The sequence below is a fragment of the Streptomyces sp. NPDC048600 genome (assembly GCF_055587025.1).
Genome location: NZ_JBVJGZ010000044.1, coordinates 1 through 14,901, shown reverse-complemented (window position 1 = coordinate 14,901; position 14,901 = coordinate 1). Strand labels below are relative to the sequence as shown.

Genomic DNA, 14,901 nt, shown 5'->3' with positions numbered 1-14,901 from the left:
CGGACCGAAGGGGGCCCGAGCGTGACGATTCTTGAGAACATCCGGCAACCACGCGATCTGAAGGCGCTGTCCGAGGCGCAGCTTCGCGAACTGTCCGGAGAGATCAGGGAGTTCCTGGTGCACGCGGTCGCCAGGACCGGCGGCCACCTCGGCCCCAACCTGGGCGTGGTGGAACTGACCATCGCGCTGCACCGGGTCTTCGAGTCACCGGCCGACCGCATCCTGTGGGACACCGGACACCAGAGCTATGTGCACAAACTGCTGACCGGGCGCCAGGACTTCTCCAAGCTGCGCGGCAAGGGCGGCCTGTCCGGCTACCCCTCCCGCGAGGAGTCCGAGCACGACGTCATCGAGAACAGCCACGCCTCCACCGCGCTCGGCTGGGCCGACGGCCTCGCCAAGGCCCACCAGGTGCAGGGGGAGAAGGGACATGTCGTCGCGGTCGCCGGCGACGGCGCCCTGACCGGAGGCATGGCCTGGGAGGCACTGAACAACATCGCGGCCGCCAAGGACCGGCCGCTGATCATCGTCGTCAACGACAACGAACGCTCCTACGCGCCCACCATCGGCGGCCTCGCCAACCATCTGGCCACCCTGCGCACCACCGACGGCTACGAGAAGTTCCTCGCCTGGGGCAAGGACGTCCTGCTGCGCACCCCGGTCATCGGCCACCCCCTCTACGAGGCCCTGCACGGCGCCAAGAAGGGCTTCAAGGACGCCTTCGCCCCGCAGGGCATGTTCGAGGACCTGGGCCTGAAGTACGTCGGCCCCATCGACGGGCACGACATCGGCGCGGTCGAGTCCGCGCTGCGCCGCGCCAAGCGCTTCCACGGGCCGGTCCTCGTGCACTGCCTCACGGTCAAGGGCCGCGGCTACGAACCCGCCCTCGCCCACGAGGAGGACCACTTCCACACCGTCGGTGTGATGGACCCGCTCACCTGCGAGCCGCTCGCCCCCTCGGGCGGCCCGTCCTGGACCTCCGTGTTCGGCGAGGAGATCGTCAGGATCGGCGAGGAGCGCGAGGACGTCGTCGCCATCACCGCGGCCATGCTGCACCCGGTCGGACTCGGCCGGTTCGCCGAGCGCTTCCCGGACCGGGTCTGGGACGTCGGAATCGCCGAGCAGCACGCCACCGTCTCCGCGGCCGGCCTCGCCACCGGGGGACTGCACCCGGTCGTCGCCGTCTACGCCACCTTCCTCAACCGCGCCTTCGACCAGCTGCTGATGGACGTCGCCCTGCACCGCTGCGGAGTGACCTTCGTGCTGGACCGGGCCGGGGTGACGGGCGTCGACGGGGCCTCGCACAACGGCATGTGGGACATGTCGGTGCTCCAGGTGGTGCCGCGGCTGCGGATCGCCGCGCCGCGCGACGCCGCCCAGCTGCGGGCCCAGCTGCGCGAGGCCGTCGCCGTGGACGACGCGCCGACGCTGGTCCGCTTCCCCAAGGAGAGCGTGGGGGAGGACGTCCCGGCGGTGGACCGGGTCGGCGGCATGGACGTGCTGCTGCGCGACGAACACCCCGAGGTGCTGCTGGTGGCCGTCGGTGTGATGGCGCCCGTGTGCCTCCAGGCGGCCGAACTGCTCCAGGCCCGCGGCATCGGCTGCACGGTCGTGGACCCCCGCTGGGTCAAACCCGTCGACCCCGCCCTGCCCGGCCTCGCCGCCAAGCACCGGATGGTGGCGGTGGTGGAGGACAACAGCCGCGCCGCCGGGGTCGGTTCGGCCGTCGCCCTGGCCCTCGGCGACGCGGGCGTGGACGTGCCGGTACGGCGGTTCGGCATCCCCGAGCAGTTCCTCGCCCACGCCAAGCGCGCCGAGGTACTGGCCGACATCGGGCTGACCCCGGTCGAGATCGCCGGGGCGATCAGCGGGAGTCTCGCCGTGCACAAGGCCGGCGAGGACGGCCCCGCGGGCCTCGGCCGCGCAGTCGGGGAGGCGCAATGACCGACGCCGAACCCGCCGCGGGAACCGGGCAGTTCGATCTCGCCGGGCTCCTCGCCGAGCGCGGCGCCGAACGCTACGAGCTGCACACCAGGTACCTCAACCACCAGCTCCCGCGCATGCTGCACACCATCGGCTTCGACAAGGTCTACGAGCGGGCCGAGGGCGCCTACTTCTGGGACGCCGACGGCGACGACTACCTCGACATGCTCGCCGGGTTCGGGGTGATGGGCCTCGGACGCCACCACCCCGTCGTCCGCAAGGCGCTGCACGACGTCCTCGACGCGGACCTCGCCGACCTCACCCGCTTCGACTGCCAGCCGCTGCCCGGCCTGCTCGCCGAGCAGCTGCTCACCCACAGCCCGCACCTGGACCGGGTGTTCTTCGGCAACAGCGGCACCGAGGCCGTGGAGACCGCGCTGAAGTTCGCCCGCCGCGCCACCGGCAGACCGCGCGTCCTCTACTGCGACCACGCCTTCCACGGTCTGACCACCGGCTCCCTCTCCGTCAACGGCGAGGACGGCTTCCGGGACGGCTTCGCCCCGCTGCTGCCCGACACCGCCGTACCGCTCGGCGATCTGGACGCGCTGGCAAGGGAGTTGAAGAAGGGGGACGTCGCGGCTCTCATCGTCGAGCCGATCCAGGGCAAGGGCGTGCACGAGGCCCCGCCCGGCTATCTGCGCGCCGCGCAGGAACTGCTGCACCGGCACAAGGCGCTGCTCATCGCCGACGAGGTGCAGACCGGCCTCGGCCGGACCGGCGACTTCTACGCCTACCAGCACGAGGACGGGGTGGAGCCGGACCTGGTGTGCGTGGCCAAGGCACTGTCCGGCGGGTACGTGCCCGTCGGCGCGACGCTCGGCAAGGACTGGATCTTCAAGAAGGTCTACTCGTCCATGGACCGGGTCCTCGTCCACTCGGCGAGCTTCGGCTCCAACGCCCAGGCCATGGCGGCGGGCCTCGCCGTGCTGTCCGTCATGGAGAACGAGCAGATCGTCGCGGGCGCGCGGGTCACCGGTGACCTGCTGAGGTCACGGCTCGCGGCCCTCGTCGACAAGTACGAGCTGCTCGCCGACGTACGCGGCCGGGGGCTGATGATCGGCATCGAGTTCGGGCGGCCCAGGTCCCTGAAACTGCGCAGCCGCTGGACCATGCTCCAGGCCGCCCGCAAGGGCCTGTTCGCGCAGATGGTGGTCGTCCCGCTGCTCCAGCGGCACCGCATCCTCACCCAGGTCTCCGGCGACCACCTGGAAGTGATCAAGCTGATCCCGCCGCTGATCGTCGGGGAACGGGAGGTGGACCGGTTCGTCGGGGCGTTCACCGAGGTGATGGACGACGCGCACACCGGTGGCGGACTGATGTGGGACTTCGGGAAGACCCTGGTGAAGCAGGCGGTGGCCAACCGCTGAGCCGCGGCGCAGGGGCCCACTGTGCCGGAGGCTCCGGAGGCTTTCGCCGGACGAGCCGTCCTGGGAGAGTCCCTTTGCCTCTGAGGCAAGAGATTTGCCGCAGAGGCAATAATGCGGCTGAATGGAGGGCATGAGCTCTCCCGAGACCGGGCCCGTCCCTGAGGAGGCGGCGGCCGAGCTGCCCGCCGTCGCGCCCCAGCTGCGCGCCCTGCGCCGCCGTGCCTCCCTCACTCTGGAGGCCGCGGCGCGATCCGCCGGGCTCTCGCCCGCGCACCTGTCCCGCCTGGAGACCGGGCAGCGCCAGCCCTCGCTGCCGATGCTGCTCGCCCTCGCCCGGGTCTACGGTACGACCGTCTCCGAGCTGCTCGGTGAGACGGTCGCCGACCGGGACGCCGTCGTGCGCGCCACGGACATGGAACCGACCCGGGCGGGCGGCTGGACCTACTGGCAGGCCGGGGCACCCGGACGCGGCATGCAGGCGCTGCGGGTGCATGTGCCGCACGGCTCCCAGGGCGACATCGTGCGCGTCCACCCCGGCGAGGAGTGGCTGCACGTCCTCCAGGGGCGGCTGCGGCTGCGCCTCGGCGACACCACGCATCTGCTCGGCCCCGGTGACAGCGCGCACTTCGACTCGCTGACCCCGCACCGCATCGCCGCCGAGGACGCGGGCGGTGTCGACCTCCTCTTCGTCCACACGCTGCTTCAGAGCCCCACGGCCGCGCTGTGCCTGGGACCCATGACAGGAGACACGCCATGAGCGACATCGAGCAGAAGTTTCCCCGCACCCTCTGGGTGCGGCTGTTCATCTACATCGCGGCCGGCCATGTCTTCGCCGGGTTCCTGTATCTGCTGTTCGCGGTGGGCGCGAAGTAGGAGCGGGCCGCGGCGTCCGTCCCCGGGCCGGGCTCAGCGTCAGGCGCCGAGCCCGGCACCGCGTCAGTCGACGAGCCGGTCCCGCAGCCGCTCGCGGGTCTCGGGCGTGATGCCGAGGCCCCGCTCCAGATAGGCGTCGACCCCGCCCCAGGTCTCCTCGATGGTCTCCATCGCCGCCGTGAGGTACTCGGCGCGCGCGTCGAACAGAGGGCTCAGCAGGTCCATGATCTCGGGCGAGTACGCGGAGACGGCGTCGCCGTTGCGGCGCACCTTGTAGCGGCGGTGCTTGGCGTTGGACTCCAGGTAGTCGGTGAGGATGGCGTCGCGCTCGACCCCGACGGCCAGCAGGGTCACGGCCACGGACAGGCCCGCGCGGTCCTTGCCCGCCGCGCAGTGCATCAGCGCGGGGACGCTGTCCTCGGCGAGGGCGTGCAGCACGCGCGAGTGCTCGGCGGTGCGCTCACGAATGATCATGCGGTAGGAGGCGATCATCCGGCCCGCCGCCTTGCCGTCCGCGAGGATCGAGCGCAGCTGGTCCAGGTCGCCGTCGCGGACCATCTTCCAGAACTCGGCGCCGTCGGCCGGGTCGCTCAGCGGCAGGTTGACGTTGCGCACACCCGGCAGGTCGACGTCCGGGCCCTCCAGCTGCTGGTCGGCGGCGTTGCGGAAGTCGAAGATCGTGTGCAGGCCGAGGGAGGAGAGGAAGACGGCGTCCTCCGCGGTCGCGTGCGCGAGGTGGCCGCTGCGGTAGAGCGCGCCGTGGCGCACCCGGCGTCCGTCGACGGTCGGCAGTCCGCCCACGTCACGGAAATTACGCACGCCGGCCAGCTCGGGCTCGGTGGACGGGACCTGCTGCGTCACGGGGGCTCCCTCCCGGTCGGACCCTTCGGCGCGGCTCGTCGACGGGCGTGCTGTCGACGATACGACATGGCTTCCTGAGGCAACGAGTTGGCGCCCGGGGGTCTCGGCGGGGTGGTGTGTTGCTCCGGCGCGCGCGGTCGCCCGGCCGCCCCCTCCGGGTGGGGGAGGGTCATCCGGAGCCGGGCGAGCGGGACTCGGGGTGCGAATGGATCGAAACGGACTAATCCGCCAAGGTGTCCCATTGATGGCGATATCAGGGCAGTCTCGATGCGGCAGTTCTCCTGCTCCGCCACTTCTGGGCTTTCTGTCCGAATTAGCGCCTTCATTCCAACTCGCTCTGGAATAAAGGAACCTGGAGACATGTCACGTGAGGAGCGTCATATCGGTGACGGTGAGTCGTTCGTCATGCTCACGTAATCAAAGGGGTTTTCAAGGGCATTTGAGCAACCCGACAAGGTCATATTGCACGGAGTGTGACCGGGAAATTCCCGAAGGGATCAAGAACTCATGCTTCGGGCGGAACCTCTTGCTTGTCCGTTTGCGCCTTGCTCGCTTACGTTCGCCACCGATCCGGACGGACGCCTAATCCTGCCGCCGACCGGAGCCCGCACCGACCCACCCGTGCACGGCAGGAGCGGGGGACCCACAGGTACATCAGCCTGTTCCGGTCTCCGGATTCAGGCTTGGGGTAAAGCCGCGCCTCGGCGCGGCCGGACATCTCCAGTCCGCACCCGACAGCTCACCTCGCAGGCGCCGGAGAGGAATTCGCCATGCCCGCGAAGGGTAAGCACCGTCGTCCCAAGGCCCTGCGCCTGACCCGTACTCTCGCCGTCGCCGGAACCGGCGGAGCGGCTCTCGCCCTCCCGCTGCTCGGGGCCGGTGGCGCCAACGCCGCCACCGGACAGACCGTTTCCCACCAGGCCGCCCAGTCGGCCGTCACGGTCCAGAAGTCCGCCGTGGCCACGAAGGCCGCCACCAAGGCCGCCGCCGTGAACTCGGTCCCGCGCACCTACTCCGTGAAGTCCGGCGACTATCTGTCGAAGATCGCCGCGCAGCAGAAGGTCAGCGGTGGCTGGCAGAAGCTCTACCAGGACAACCGTGAGGCCGTCGGCGGCGACCCGTCGCTGATCCACCCGGGCCTGAAGCTCACGCTCGGCAAGAAGGCGGCCGAGGCCCGGTCCGAGGCTCCGGCCGCGCCGCGCCAGTCCTCCTCCGGGTCCGCCGGGACGTCCAAGCCCTCCGCGGCCTCGAAGTCCTCCGCTGCCTCGAAGTCCTCCGCGCAGCAGTCCTCCTCCGGCGCGTCCACCGCCTCCCAGACGGCCACCACCACGGCCAACGGCTTCAGCGCCCCGGTCTCCGGCGCGGGCGTCGGCACGGCCTACCGCGTGGCGGGCGGCATGTGGGCCAGCGGCTACCACACGGGCGCCGACTTCGTCGTCCCGACCGGCACCTCGCTGAAGGCCGTGGGCGCGGGCACCGTCGTCTCCGCGGGCTGGGCCGGCGCGTACGGCAACCAGGTCGTCATCCAGCTCGCCGACGGCCACTACGCCCAGTACGCCCACCTGTCCTCCCTCTCCGTCTCCGCCGGTCAGTCCGTGACCGGCGGGCAGCAGGTCGGCCTCTCCGGCACCACCGGCAACTCCACCGGCCCGCACCTGCACTTCGAGATCCGCACCACCCCGAACTACGGCTCGGACGTGGACCCGATCGCGTACCTGCGCTCGCACGGTGTGTCCATCGGCTGACGCCCCCGCTCCACCCCCGCCGAAGGCCGGACCCCGATCCCCGGGTCCGGCCTTCGCCGTGCCCGGAGTTATTCCGCGGATGCCAAGACTTGACCAGTGGCTTATGTCACCGCCCGTCAACCCCTGCCTACGGTCGCGTAGGTCACATTCGAGGGGGAATCATGGGCCGACGTGGCAGACGATTCGAAGAACGACAGCAGATCAGTGATCGGGTCGTACGTGGCGGTGGGGGACAGCTTCACCGAGGGCGTCGGCGACCCCGGCCCCGACGGGGCGTTCGTGGGGTGGGCGGACCGGTTCGCGGTGCTTCTCGCCGACCGGCGGCCCGAGGGCGATTTCGACTACACCAACCTGGCCGTGCGCGGGAAGCTGCTCGACCAGATCGTGGAGGACCAGTTGCCGCGGGCGGCTGAGCTCGCCCCCGACCTGGTCTCCTTCTGCGCGGGCGGCAACGACATCCTCCGGCCCGGCACCGACCCCGACGACGTCGCCGAGCGGTTCGAGCGGGCGATCGCCGCGCTGACCGGCGCGGTCGGCACGGTGCTGGTGACGACCGGGTTCGACACCCGTGGCGTGCCGCTGCTCAAGCATCTGCGCGGCAAGATCGCCACGTACAACGGGCATGTGCGGGCCGTCGCGGACCGGTACGGGTGCCCGGTGCTCGACCTGTGGTCCCTCAGGTCCGTCCAGGACCGCCGGGCCTGGGACGACGACCGGCTGCATCTCTCGCCCGAGGGTCACACCCGCGTGGCCCTGCGCGCCGGGCAGGCCCTCGGGGTCGAGGTCCCCGCCGACCCCGAGCAGCCCTGGCCGGCGTTGCCGCCGCGCGGCACCCTCGAGGTTCGCCGGGACGACGTGCAGTGGGCCCGTGAGTACCTCGTGCCCTGGATCGGGCGCCGTCTGCGGGGAGAGTCGTCCGGGGATCATGTCACCGCCAAGGGTGCGTTGAGTGCGGACGATATTCGGCATCGGATCGGGAAGGTGGCCTGACGGCCGACGCGGGGTGGCGCCTGCCGGGTGGCGCCTGCCGGGTGGCGCCTGCCGGGTGGGGTGTTCCGCGGGCCCGGGGGTGTGGGGACGTGGGGGCTCGGTCGGCGTGGGGGTGCGGGTTGGCTGTGGCTTTGCGCAGTTCCCCGCGCCCCTGAGGTGGGTGGGTGGCTCGGTTGGCGTCGGGGCGGGGGGTGGTTGGGGGTTTTGCGCAGTTCCTCGCGCCCCTTTGAGGTGGGTGGGTGGTTTGGTTGGTGTCGGGGTGCGGGGTGGTTGAGGGGTTTGTGCAGATCCCCGCGTCTCTCGAGGGCTGAGGCGGCCAGAGAGGTGACCGCGCTGGAGTGGTGCGCGGCGTCGGGGTGGGCGTGGTGCTGGGATGACCGCGATATCCCAGCGCACCCGAAAGGACCGGCCCGTATGCCCCCCACAGCACCACCCCGCACGACCGCCGCCCTCGCGGTCATCCTGCTCGCCCTCGGCCTGCCGACCGCCGCCGCCACCGCGGCCACCGCGCTCCCGGGGCCGACGCCGGCCCCCGCGGCCACCGCCCCGCACGCCTCGACCGTCACCGTCACCGGTGAGGGCAGCGCCACCACCGAACCCGACCTCGCGGTCGTCGGGGCCGGTGTCGAGTCCGTCGCCGAGACACCCCGGACGGCCCTGGACGCGCAGAGCGAGGCGGCCACGGCGCTGCTTCGGGCCGCCAGGGGACAAGGCATCTCCGAGGGCGACATCCGCACCGAGAGCGTGTCCCTCACCCCGGTCTACGAGTACCAGGAGGGAACCTCGCAGCTGAAGGGCTACCAGGCCGCGCAGTCCTTCACCCTGAAGGTGCGCGACGTGGACCGCACGGGCGCCATCCTCCAGGCTGTCACGGACGCCACCGGCACTGCGGGCCGTATCCACTCCGTCGCCTTCGACGTGGCCGACCCCGGCCCGCTGCGGGCGCGCGCCCGGCAGGCGGCGTACGAGGACGCGCACACCAAGGCCGAGCAGTACGCCCACCTCGGGGGCCGGAGCCTGGGGCGGCTGATCTCCCTGACCGAGGACACCACCAGCACCCCGCGTCCCTTCCCGCCGACGGCCGACGCGCCCGACGGCACCACCGTGGGCGTACCGATCGCCCCGGGCGAGATCCGCGCGACCTCCACGGTCACGGCGGTCTACGAACTGGAGTGACCCCCGAGCGGGGCCCCGCGCGGGCGTCGGGCCGGGCCGAGGGGTTCCGGCCGTCGTGCCCGGCGACGTCCTACGCCGTCAACGCCTCGCGCTCCAGGCCGAGTTCCCGTGCGAGTGCCTCCTCCGCCCAGTCCGTCGCCCGGGTCCGGGACATCGCGCCCGGGTAGGACGTCAGCTGGACCGCGAGACCGTCCAGGAGGGCGGTCAGCCGCAGCGCGCTGGCGGCGGGGTCGGGGCAGCGGAACTCGCCCGCCGCGACGCCTTCGGCGATCACCTCGGTGAGCGCGGCCTTCCACTGCCGGTCGAGATCACGGGTGACGTCCCGCAGCACCGGCTCGCGCAGGGCGGCCGCCCAGCCCTCGATCCACAGCCGCCAGCCCTTGGCCTGCCCGGTCGGGGCGTACCAGCGAACGGCGGCGCGCAGCCGGCGCACCGCGGTGGTACGACGGCCGAGCAGCTTGCGCAGCCGGACCAGGTCGCCCTCGGCGGCGTGGGCGAAGGCCGCGGCGACCAGCTTCTCCTTGGTCGAGAAGTGATACAGCACCAGCGCGTTGCTCACGCCCAGCGCGGAGGCGACGTCGGCGATCCGCACGGCGGCCACACCCCGTGCCTCGATCTGCCCGATGGCGGCCCGCAGCAACTCCTCGCGCCGCTCCGCCACGCTCAACCGCACTCTCGCCACGCGGATCACCCTACACAGCGGCCCCCACCCGCCCGCCGGGCCGGGGCGGCCGGGTGAGGGCGCTCCGTGACACCGCGTCCCGCCCCCGGCGACCGCTCAGCCGGCCGTCCCGTACCAGCCGAACCGCTCCGCGATCACCGGGAGCCGTTCCGCCACGATCGCGTGCGCGGCGGCCCGCGGGGTCGTTCCGTCGGCCTCGGCGCGCTCGAGCATCTGCCCGACCAGGGCGCGCATCGAGCGGCGCGTGTACGCGAACGCCTCGTCCGCGTCGGCGCCGATGTCGCCGAACAGGGTCCACCACCACCAGGCGTTCGTCCCGGAGTTGACCACCACGTCCGGCAGCACGCTCACCCCGCGCGCGGCGAGCAGTGCCTCCGCCTCGGCCACGACCGGCATGTTGGCCGCCTCCACGATCCAGCGCGCCCGTACGCGTTCCTGGTTCGCCGCGTCGATCGTGTAAGACACCGCGGCCGGGACCAGGATCTCCGCGTCGGCCGACAGCCAGGCGTCGCCCGGCAGTTCGCGGTCGCCGGGCCGCAGCGCGGACCGGTCCACGGTGCCGTAGGAGTCGCGCGCCGCGAGCAGGGCCTCCACGTCGAGCCCGGCCGGGTTGGCGACGGTGCCCTTGACGTCGGCGACCGCCACCACGGTCAGCCCCGCGCGCGAGAGGAAGCGGGCGGTGGCCCCGCCCATGGTGCCGAGCCCCTGCACGGCGACCCGGGTGCCGGTGTACGGGGCACCGGCCCGGTCCAGGGCCGTGAGCGCGGCCTCGGCCACCCCGCAGCCGCCCGCCAGCTCGTCGAGCCCGATGCCGTCCACCTCCACCGCGAAGGCGTCGGCGAGCCGGGCGCGGGCGGCCGCCTCGTCGTCCAGCAGCGGGTACACCGCCTGGATCGAGGAGACGAGCCCCGCCTCGGCGGCGGCCCGGTCGACCAGGTCCTGGGTCAGCCCGAGGTCCTCACCGGTGGTCCAGCAGTGCTTGACGTACGGCCGCATGGCCCGCAGGTACCGCACCAGCAGGCCGTACGCCTCCGGGTCCCGCGGGTCGCAGTCGATGCCGCCCTTCGCGCCGCCGAGCGGGACGTAGCGGCCCAGCGGGTTGTAGTGCAGGGCCTCCTTCATGGTCATGCCCCGGGCGAGCCCGGTGACCTCGTCGAGGGTGCAGCCCGGCCGCATCCGCAGTCCGCCGCTGGAGACGCCGCGCACCAGCCGGTCGACGACCAGGAAGCCCTGCCGTCCGGTGATGTGATCGGTCCAGGTGAGCGACAGCAGGGGGGTGGTCATGGAGACTCCTCGGGGACGGTGATCGGGGTGGGCCGACCGTGGCGAGGTCCACCGTGACCGGACGCGCCCCGGGCCGCCCGCCCGGGGGCGGGGCGGGGTCACCGGAACGCATTTACTGAATCAGCGGTCAGTATCGAAACGCGGCCGGGGGACTGTCAACGTGACGGCCCGGTCATGGCCGCCACCCGCTGTCACGGCGCTGTGACTGGACGGACCCGGCGTTGTCGGAGGGGCGGACCATAATGGAAAGCCTCACCGACTCCACCTGGAGGTACCGTGGCCGGTTTCCGTCCCCTGAGCGCCGGGCTCAGCGCGCTTCAGCCCGAGGCCTTCGGCGTGGACCCGAGCGGTGAGCGCATGGCCCGGATCCGTAGATCGCCGCACTTCAAGGACGGTGTCTTCCAGAATCCCGGCGGTCCCGCCCGTACCCGGCCCTCCGGCTCCGCCCTGGACTTCGCCAAGATCTACTTCGACAAGGACGCCCGCGCCCGCCGGGGCCCGCGCGGCCCGATCCCGGTCCACGCGACGACCCTCGCAGACATCTCCCGGCCGCCTTCCACCGGCCTGCGCCTGACCTGGATGGGGCACTCCAGCGTCCTCGCGGAGATCGACGGCAGGCGGGTGCTCTTCGACCCGGTCTGGGGCACGCGCTGCTCCCCGTTCGCCTTCGCCGGACCCAAGCGTCTGCACCCCGCGCCGCTGCCGCTGGCCGCGCTCGGCCCGGTCGACGTCGTCGTGATCTCCCACGACCACTACGACCATCTGGACCTGCCCACGATCAAGGCCCTGGCGGACACGGACACGGTCTTCGCCGTGCCGCTCGGCGTCGGCGCGCACCTGGAGCACTGGGGCGTCTCCGCCGACCGGCTGCGCGAGCTGGACTGGCACGAGGCCACCCGTATAGGCGGACTCACCCTCACCGCGACGCCGGCCCGCCACTTCTGCGGCCGGGGCCTGCGCAACACCCAGCACACCCTGTGGGCGTCCTGGGTCGTCGCCGGCGAGGAGCACCGCGTCTACCACAGCGGCGACACCGGCTACTTCGAGGGCTTCCAGGAGATCGGCGCCGAGCACGGCCCGTTCGACGCGACGATGATCCAGCTCGGCGCGTACAGCGAGTTCTGGCCCGACATCCACATGACCCCGGCCGAGGCGCTGCGCGCCCACCTCGACCTCCAGGGCGGTGCCCCCGCGGGCGTGCTGCTGCCGATCCACTGGGCCACCTTCAACCTCGCCCCGCACGCCTGGGCCGAGCCGGGCGAGTGGACCAAGGACGCGGCCGACGAGGCCGGCCAGACAGCGGCCTTCCCCCGCCCCGGCCAGCCCTTCGAGCCCGGCGGCAAGGTGCCGGGTGAGGCCTGGTGGCGCGTCCTGTCGGCCCCGCTCCCGGCCACCTGGCGCCGCTCCGGACAGTCGACCCCCCTGGCCCAGACCCCCTCAGGCTCCGGCCCGGCCGCGGACGCCCGACCCGACCTGGACCTCGCGGGCGACCGCTGACGGGACTACGGGACTACGGGACACCGGCGAAGGCCTGGGCCGAGGGTGCCGTGCCGACTGCCGTCGTCGTACCGCGATGCACAGGCGAACGACACGTTCTGTCGCACCTCTTGATGGACCGTCAGATCTGCTGATGGGATCTCCGGCACCAGTCGACCCGACCGTGCCGGAGGTCCGCCCGTGTACCGACGACTGTTCGCCGCGCTCGTCTGCGCCGCCCTGCTCGGGGCCGGGACCGCTGCCCGGGCGGGTGCCCAGGTCGCCCCCGTGCACACCGTGCCCGGCGAGGACGTGCCCCGGCTCACCGACGACCGCGGCCGGGTGCTCACCCTGCGCGGCTGGAACGTCGAGGACAAGGTCCACCGCGGTGACCAGGCCCTGTCCGCCGTCACCGAACGGCACTTCAGGGATCTGCGCGACCACGGTTTCAACTTCGCCCGGCTGCTGGTGTTCTGGGACGACCTGGAGCCCGAGCGGGGCCGGTACAGCGAGGACTACCTGCGGCGCGTCGAGCGCGTCCTCGACTGGGCGCACCGGTACCGGATCAAGGTGCTGGTCGACGCCCATCAGGACGTCTTCGGGCCCGCGTTCGGCCATCGCGGCATTCCGGCGTGGGCCACCAGGACCGACGGGCTGCCGTTCACCCCGCGACCCGGCGACTGGTTCTCCGAGTACTTCGAGCCCGCCGTCCAGCGCGCCTTCACCCATCTCTACGAGGACCCCGACCTGCGGCGCGCCCAGGCCGCCATGTGGCGGGTGCTGGCCGGGCGGTTCGCCCACCACCCGGCCGTGTTCGGCTACGACCTGATCAACGAGCCGATGGGCGAGCTGCGCGAGGGCGAGGACCTGGCGACGGCGGCCGGGCGGATCGAGGCAGAACAGCTCACCCCGATGTACAACCGGCTGGCCGACGCCGTGCGCGCCGCCGACCGCGACGCCTGGATCTTCTTCGAGCCCACCCCGATCGTGGGCGAGGGCGTACCCACCGGACTCGGCCGGGTGGACGACCCCAAGGCCGTGTACGCTCCGCACTTCTACAACACGGCGATGGAGGCGGGCGCCGACTACGACCCGGCCGCGCGCTGGATCGAGTCGTACGAGGCGGCCGTCACCGTGTATCCGCGGCGCCACCGCGTCCCGGTGGTCGTGGGGGAGTGGGGGCCGCTGAACAACTCGCTCCCCAACATGAGCCGCTTCTACCGCGACGCGCTCGCCTCGCTGGAGCGCTACGGCTCCGGCTGGGCGGGCTACGTCTGGTGCTACGGCGGCGGCTACTGCGCCCTGGACGGGCAAGGGGTGCTGCAACCCAACAAGGACCTGACCGCCGCGCCGTACGCCCCGGCCGTGGCGGGCAGCGGGCTCATCGAGACCCGTGACCCCGCCACCGGCGCCTACCGCCTCGACTACCGCGCCGCCCCCGGTGTCACCGAGATCCGGGTGCCGTCCCGGCCGGGCGGCTGGCGGGTCGCCGTGAGCGGCGCCGGGCGGACCGCGACGCCGGTGCTCCCCGCGGACCGGTCGGCCACGGCCCGCGTGCACGCCCGGCCGGGCGGCCGGGTGACGGTGGTGGTCACGCCGAGGTGACCCGTCGGGACGGAAGCGAGTGTCACCGCCTGTGATCGCTTTCGATCGGCTCGGACCGGTTCGGTGCGCTTCACGACCGGCGTGTCCGGGCGGTTATCGGTCTGACGTGCGAAAGCTCATACCAGAGCGGGACGGATGGCGGAGGAGTTTGTCAACTGCCCACCGGACCTCATGCGTTGGCGACTACCGTGAGTGCCCGTCGAGCGACGCAGGGCCGGTTTCGGCCGGCCAGTGCCCGGGCACCGACGGGCAGCCCTGAGACGGATCAGTAGACGGACCAGTACGAGGACACCGATGTCTCACCTCCGCGCACCGGCCGCACGCGCAGACCGCCGCGAGGGCGGGCGGCACGGACGGCCGGTCGCCCGTACCGCACCCGCACTGCCCGAGGCCCCCATACGACCGCAGCTGCTGAGGCTGGCCGTGCTGCCCCCCACCGCGGTCGCCCTCAGCGCCAGCGCGGCCGTGCTGTTCACCGTCCGCTCCACGGGCGTCCGCAACAGCGTCACCCTGTGGGCCGTACTCGCCGGAGCCGTCGGCGTGACGCTCGTCGGCATCGCCATCGCGGCCGTGGCCGCCGACCGGGCCGCGCGGTCCGTGCACGAGCGGGTCGGCGCGCTGCGCCGCGGCAGCGCCCGCCGCGAGGCCGATCTGCGCACCCTCGTGGAGGCCCTGCGCCGGGGCGAGACCCCGCCCCGGCGGGGACCGCGCTCCGGGCCGCCCGAGGACGCCGACGACTTCGAACTGCTCTCCGCCGACCTGGCCCGGGGGGGGGGGGGGGGGGGGGGGGGGGGGGGGGGGGGGGGGGGGGGGGGGGGGGGGGGGGGGGGGGGGGGGGGGGGGGGGGGGGGGGGGGGGG

At 72.8% G+C, this 14,901-nt stretch carries 12 protein-coding genes, 1 pseudogene and 1 riboswitch; of the genes and pseudogenes, 10 read left to right on the top strand and 3 right to left on the bottom strand.

From position 1 onward, the window contains the following. The first annotated feature begins 21 nt into the window (after positions 1 to 21). The 4 genes from dxs to ACZ6SQ_RS35795 all read left to right on the top strand — a co-directional run bounded on the left by dxs (position 22) and on the right by ACZ6SQ_RS35795 (position 4,223). The gene (gene dxs, locus ACZ6SQ_RS35810; RefSeq protein WP_469569733.1) at positions 22 to 1,944 is read left to right on the top strand and encodes a 1-deoxy-D-xylulose-5-phosphate synthase; all 1,923 of its coding nucleotides are present in this window, start codon (positions 22 to 24) and stop codon (positions 1,942 to 1,944) included. Next, positions 1,941 to 3,350, top strand: a complete 1,410-nt coding sequence (locus tag ACZ6SQ_RS35805; protein WP_469569730.1) for an aspartate aminotransferase family protein — start codon at positions 1,941 to 1,943, stop codon at positions 3,348 to 3,350. The genes dxs and ACZ6SQ_RS35805 overlap by 4 nt, the downstream gene beginning before the upstream one ends. Before the next feature lie 130 nt (positions 3,351 to 3,480). After that, on the top strand, positions 3,481 to 4,107 hold the full coding sequence (locus tag ACZ6SQ_RS35800) for a helix-turn-helix domain-containing protein (protein WP_469569728.1): 627 nt from the start codon (positions 3,481 to 3,483) through the stop codon (positions 4,105 to 4,107). Continuing rightward, complete coding sequence (locus ACZ6SQ_RS35795) at positions 4,104 to 4,223, top strand: DUF6126 family protein (RefSeq protein WP_386378290.1); 120 nt, start codon at positions 4,104 to 4,106, stop codon at positions 4,221 to 4,223. Before ACZ6SQ_RS35800 ends, ACZ6SQ_RS35795 begins: the two co-directional genes overlap by 4 nt. Before the next feature lie 63 nt (positions 4,224 to 4,286). Here the strand turns inward: ACZ6SQ_RS35795 and ACZ6SQ_RS35790 are convergent, their stop codons facing one another. Continuing rightward, positions 4,287 to 5,084: a tyrosine-protein phosphatase gene (locus ACZ6SQ_RS35790; protein ID WP_469569726.1), complete on the bottom strand. Its 798-nt coding sequence runs from the start codon at positions 5,082 to 5,084 to the stop codon at positions 4,287 to 4,289. Positions 5,085 to 5,690: 606 nt separating this feature from the next. Further along, positions 5,691 to 5,850: riboswitch (cyclic di-AMP (ydaO/yuaA leader) on the top strand. A gap of 4 nt (positions 5,851 to 5,854) precedes the next feature. Here ACZ6SQ_RS35790 and ACZ6SQ_RS35785 point away from each other — a divergent pair. From ACZ6SQ_RS35785 to ACZ6SQ_RS35775, 3 genes are all read left to right on the top strand, one after another. Beyond that, positions 5,855 to 6,829, top strand: a complete 975-nt coding sequence (locus ACZ6SQ_RS35785) for a peptidoglycan DD-metalloendopeptidase family protein (RefSeq protein ID WP_469569724.1) — start codon at positions 5,855 to 5,857, stop codon at positions 6,827 to 6,829. Between the two features lie 204 nt (positions 6,830 to 7,033). Further along, positions 7,034 to 7,819: an SGNH/GDSL hydrolase family protein gene (locus tag ACZ6SQ_RS35780; RefSeq protein ID WP_469569790.1), complete on the top strand. Its 786-nt coding sequence runs from the start codon at positions 7,034 to 7,036 to the stop codon at positions 7,817 to 7,819. A 414-nt stretch (positions 7,820 to 8,233) separates the two neighbouring features. Then, positions 8,234 to 8,995, top strand: a complete 762-nt coding sequence (locus ACZ6SQ_RS35775) for an SIMPL domain-containing protein (RefSeq protein ID WP_469569723.1) — start codon at positions 8,234 to 8,236, stop codon at positions 8,993 to 8,995. Positions 8,996 to 9,065: 70 nt separating this feature from the next. Here the strand turns inward: ACZ6SQ_RS35775 and ACZ6SQ_RS35770 are convergent, their stop codons facing one another. Both ACZ6SQ_RS35770 and ACZ6SQ_RS35765 read right to left on the bottom strand, forming a co-directional pair. Continuing rightward, on the bottom strand, positions 9,066 to 9,677 hold the full coding sequence (locus tag ACZ6SQ_RS35770) for a TetR family transcriptional regulator C-terminal domain-containing protein (protein WP_469569721.1): 612 nt from the start codon (positions 9,675 to 9,677) through the stop codon (positions 9,066 to 9,068). A 96-nt stretch (positions 9,678 to 9,773) separates the two neighbouring features. After that, positions 9,774 to 10,961, bottom strand: coding sequence for a Glu/Leu/Phe/Val dehydrogenase dimerization domain-containing protein (locus ACZ6SQ_RS35765; protein ID WP_469569719.1), 1,188 nt, complete (start codon positions 10,959 to 10,961; stop codon positions 9,774 to 9,776). A 276-nt stretch (positions 10,962 to 11,237) separates the two neighbouring features. On the opposite strand from ACZ6SQ_RS35765, the gene ACZ6SQ_RS35760 reads away from it, so the two are divergent. The 3 genes and pseudogenes from ACZ6SQ_RS35760 to ACZ6SQ_RS35750 all read left to right on the top strand — a co-directional run. Then, entirely contained in the window at positions 11,238 to 12,458 is a 1,221-nt protein-coding gene (locus ACZ6SQ_RS35760) for an MBL fold metallo-hydrolase (protein ID WP_469569717.1), read from the top strand. A gap of 180 nt (positions 12,459 to 12,638) precedes the next feature. Then, the gene (locus tag ACZ6SQ_RS35755) at positions 12,639 to 14,042 is read left to right on the top strand and encodes a glycoside hydrolase family 5 protein (RefSeq protein WP_469569715.1); all 1,404 of its coding nucleotides are present in this window, start codon (positions 12,639 to 12,641) and stop codon (positions 14,040 to 14,042) included. A 294-nt stretch (positions 14,043 to 14,336) separates the two neighbouring features. Continuing rightward, positions 14,337 to 14,822 (top strand): annotated as a pseudogene (locus ACZ6SQ_RS35750) (ATP-binding protein); the annotation flags it as partial. Positions 14,823 to 14,901: the final 79 nt, after the last annotated feature.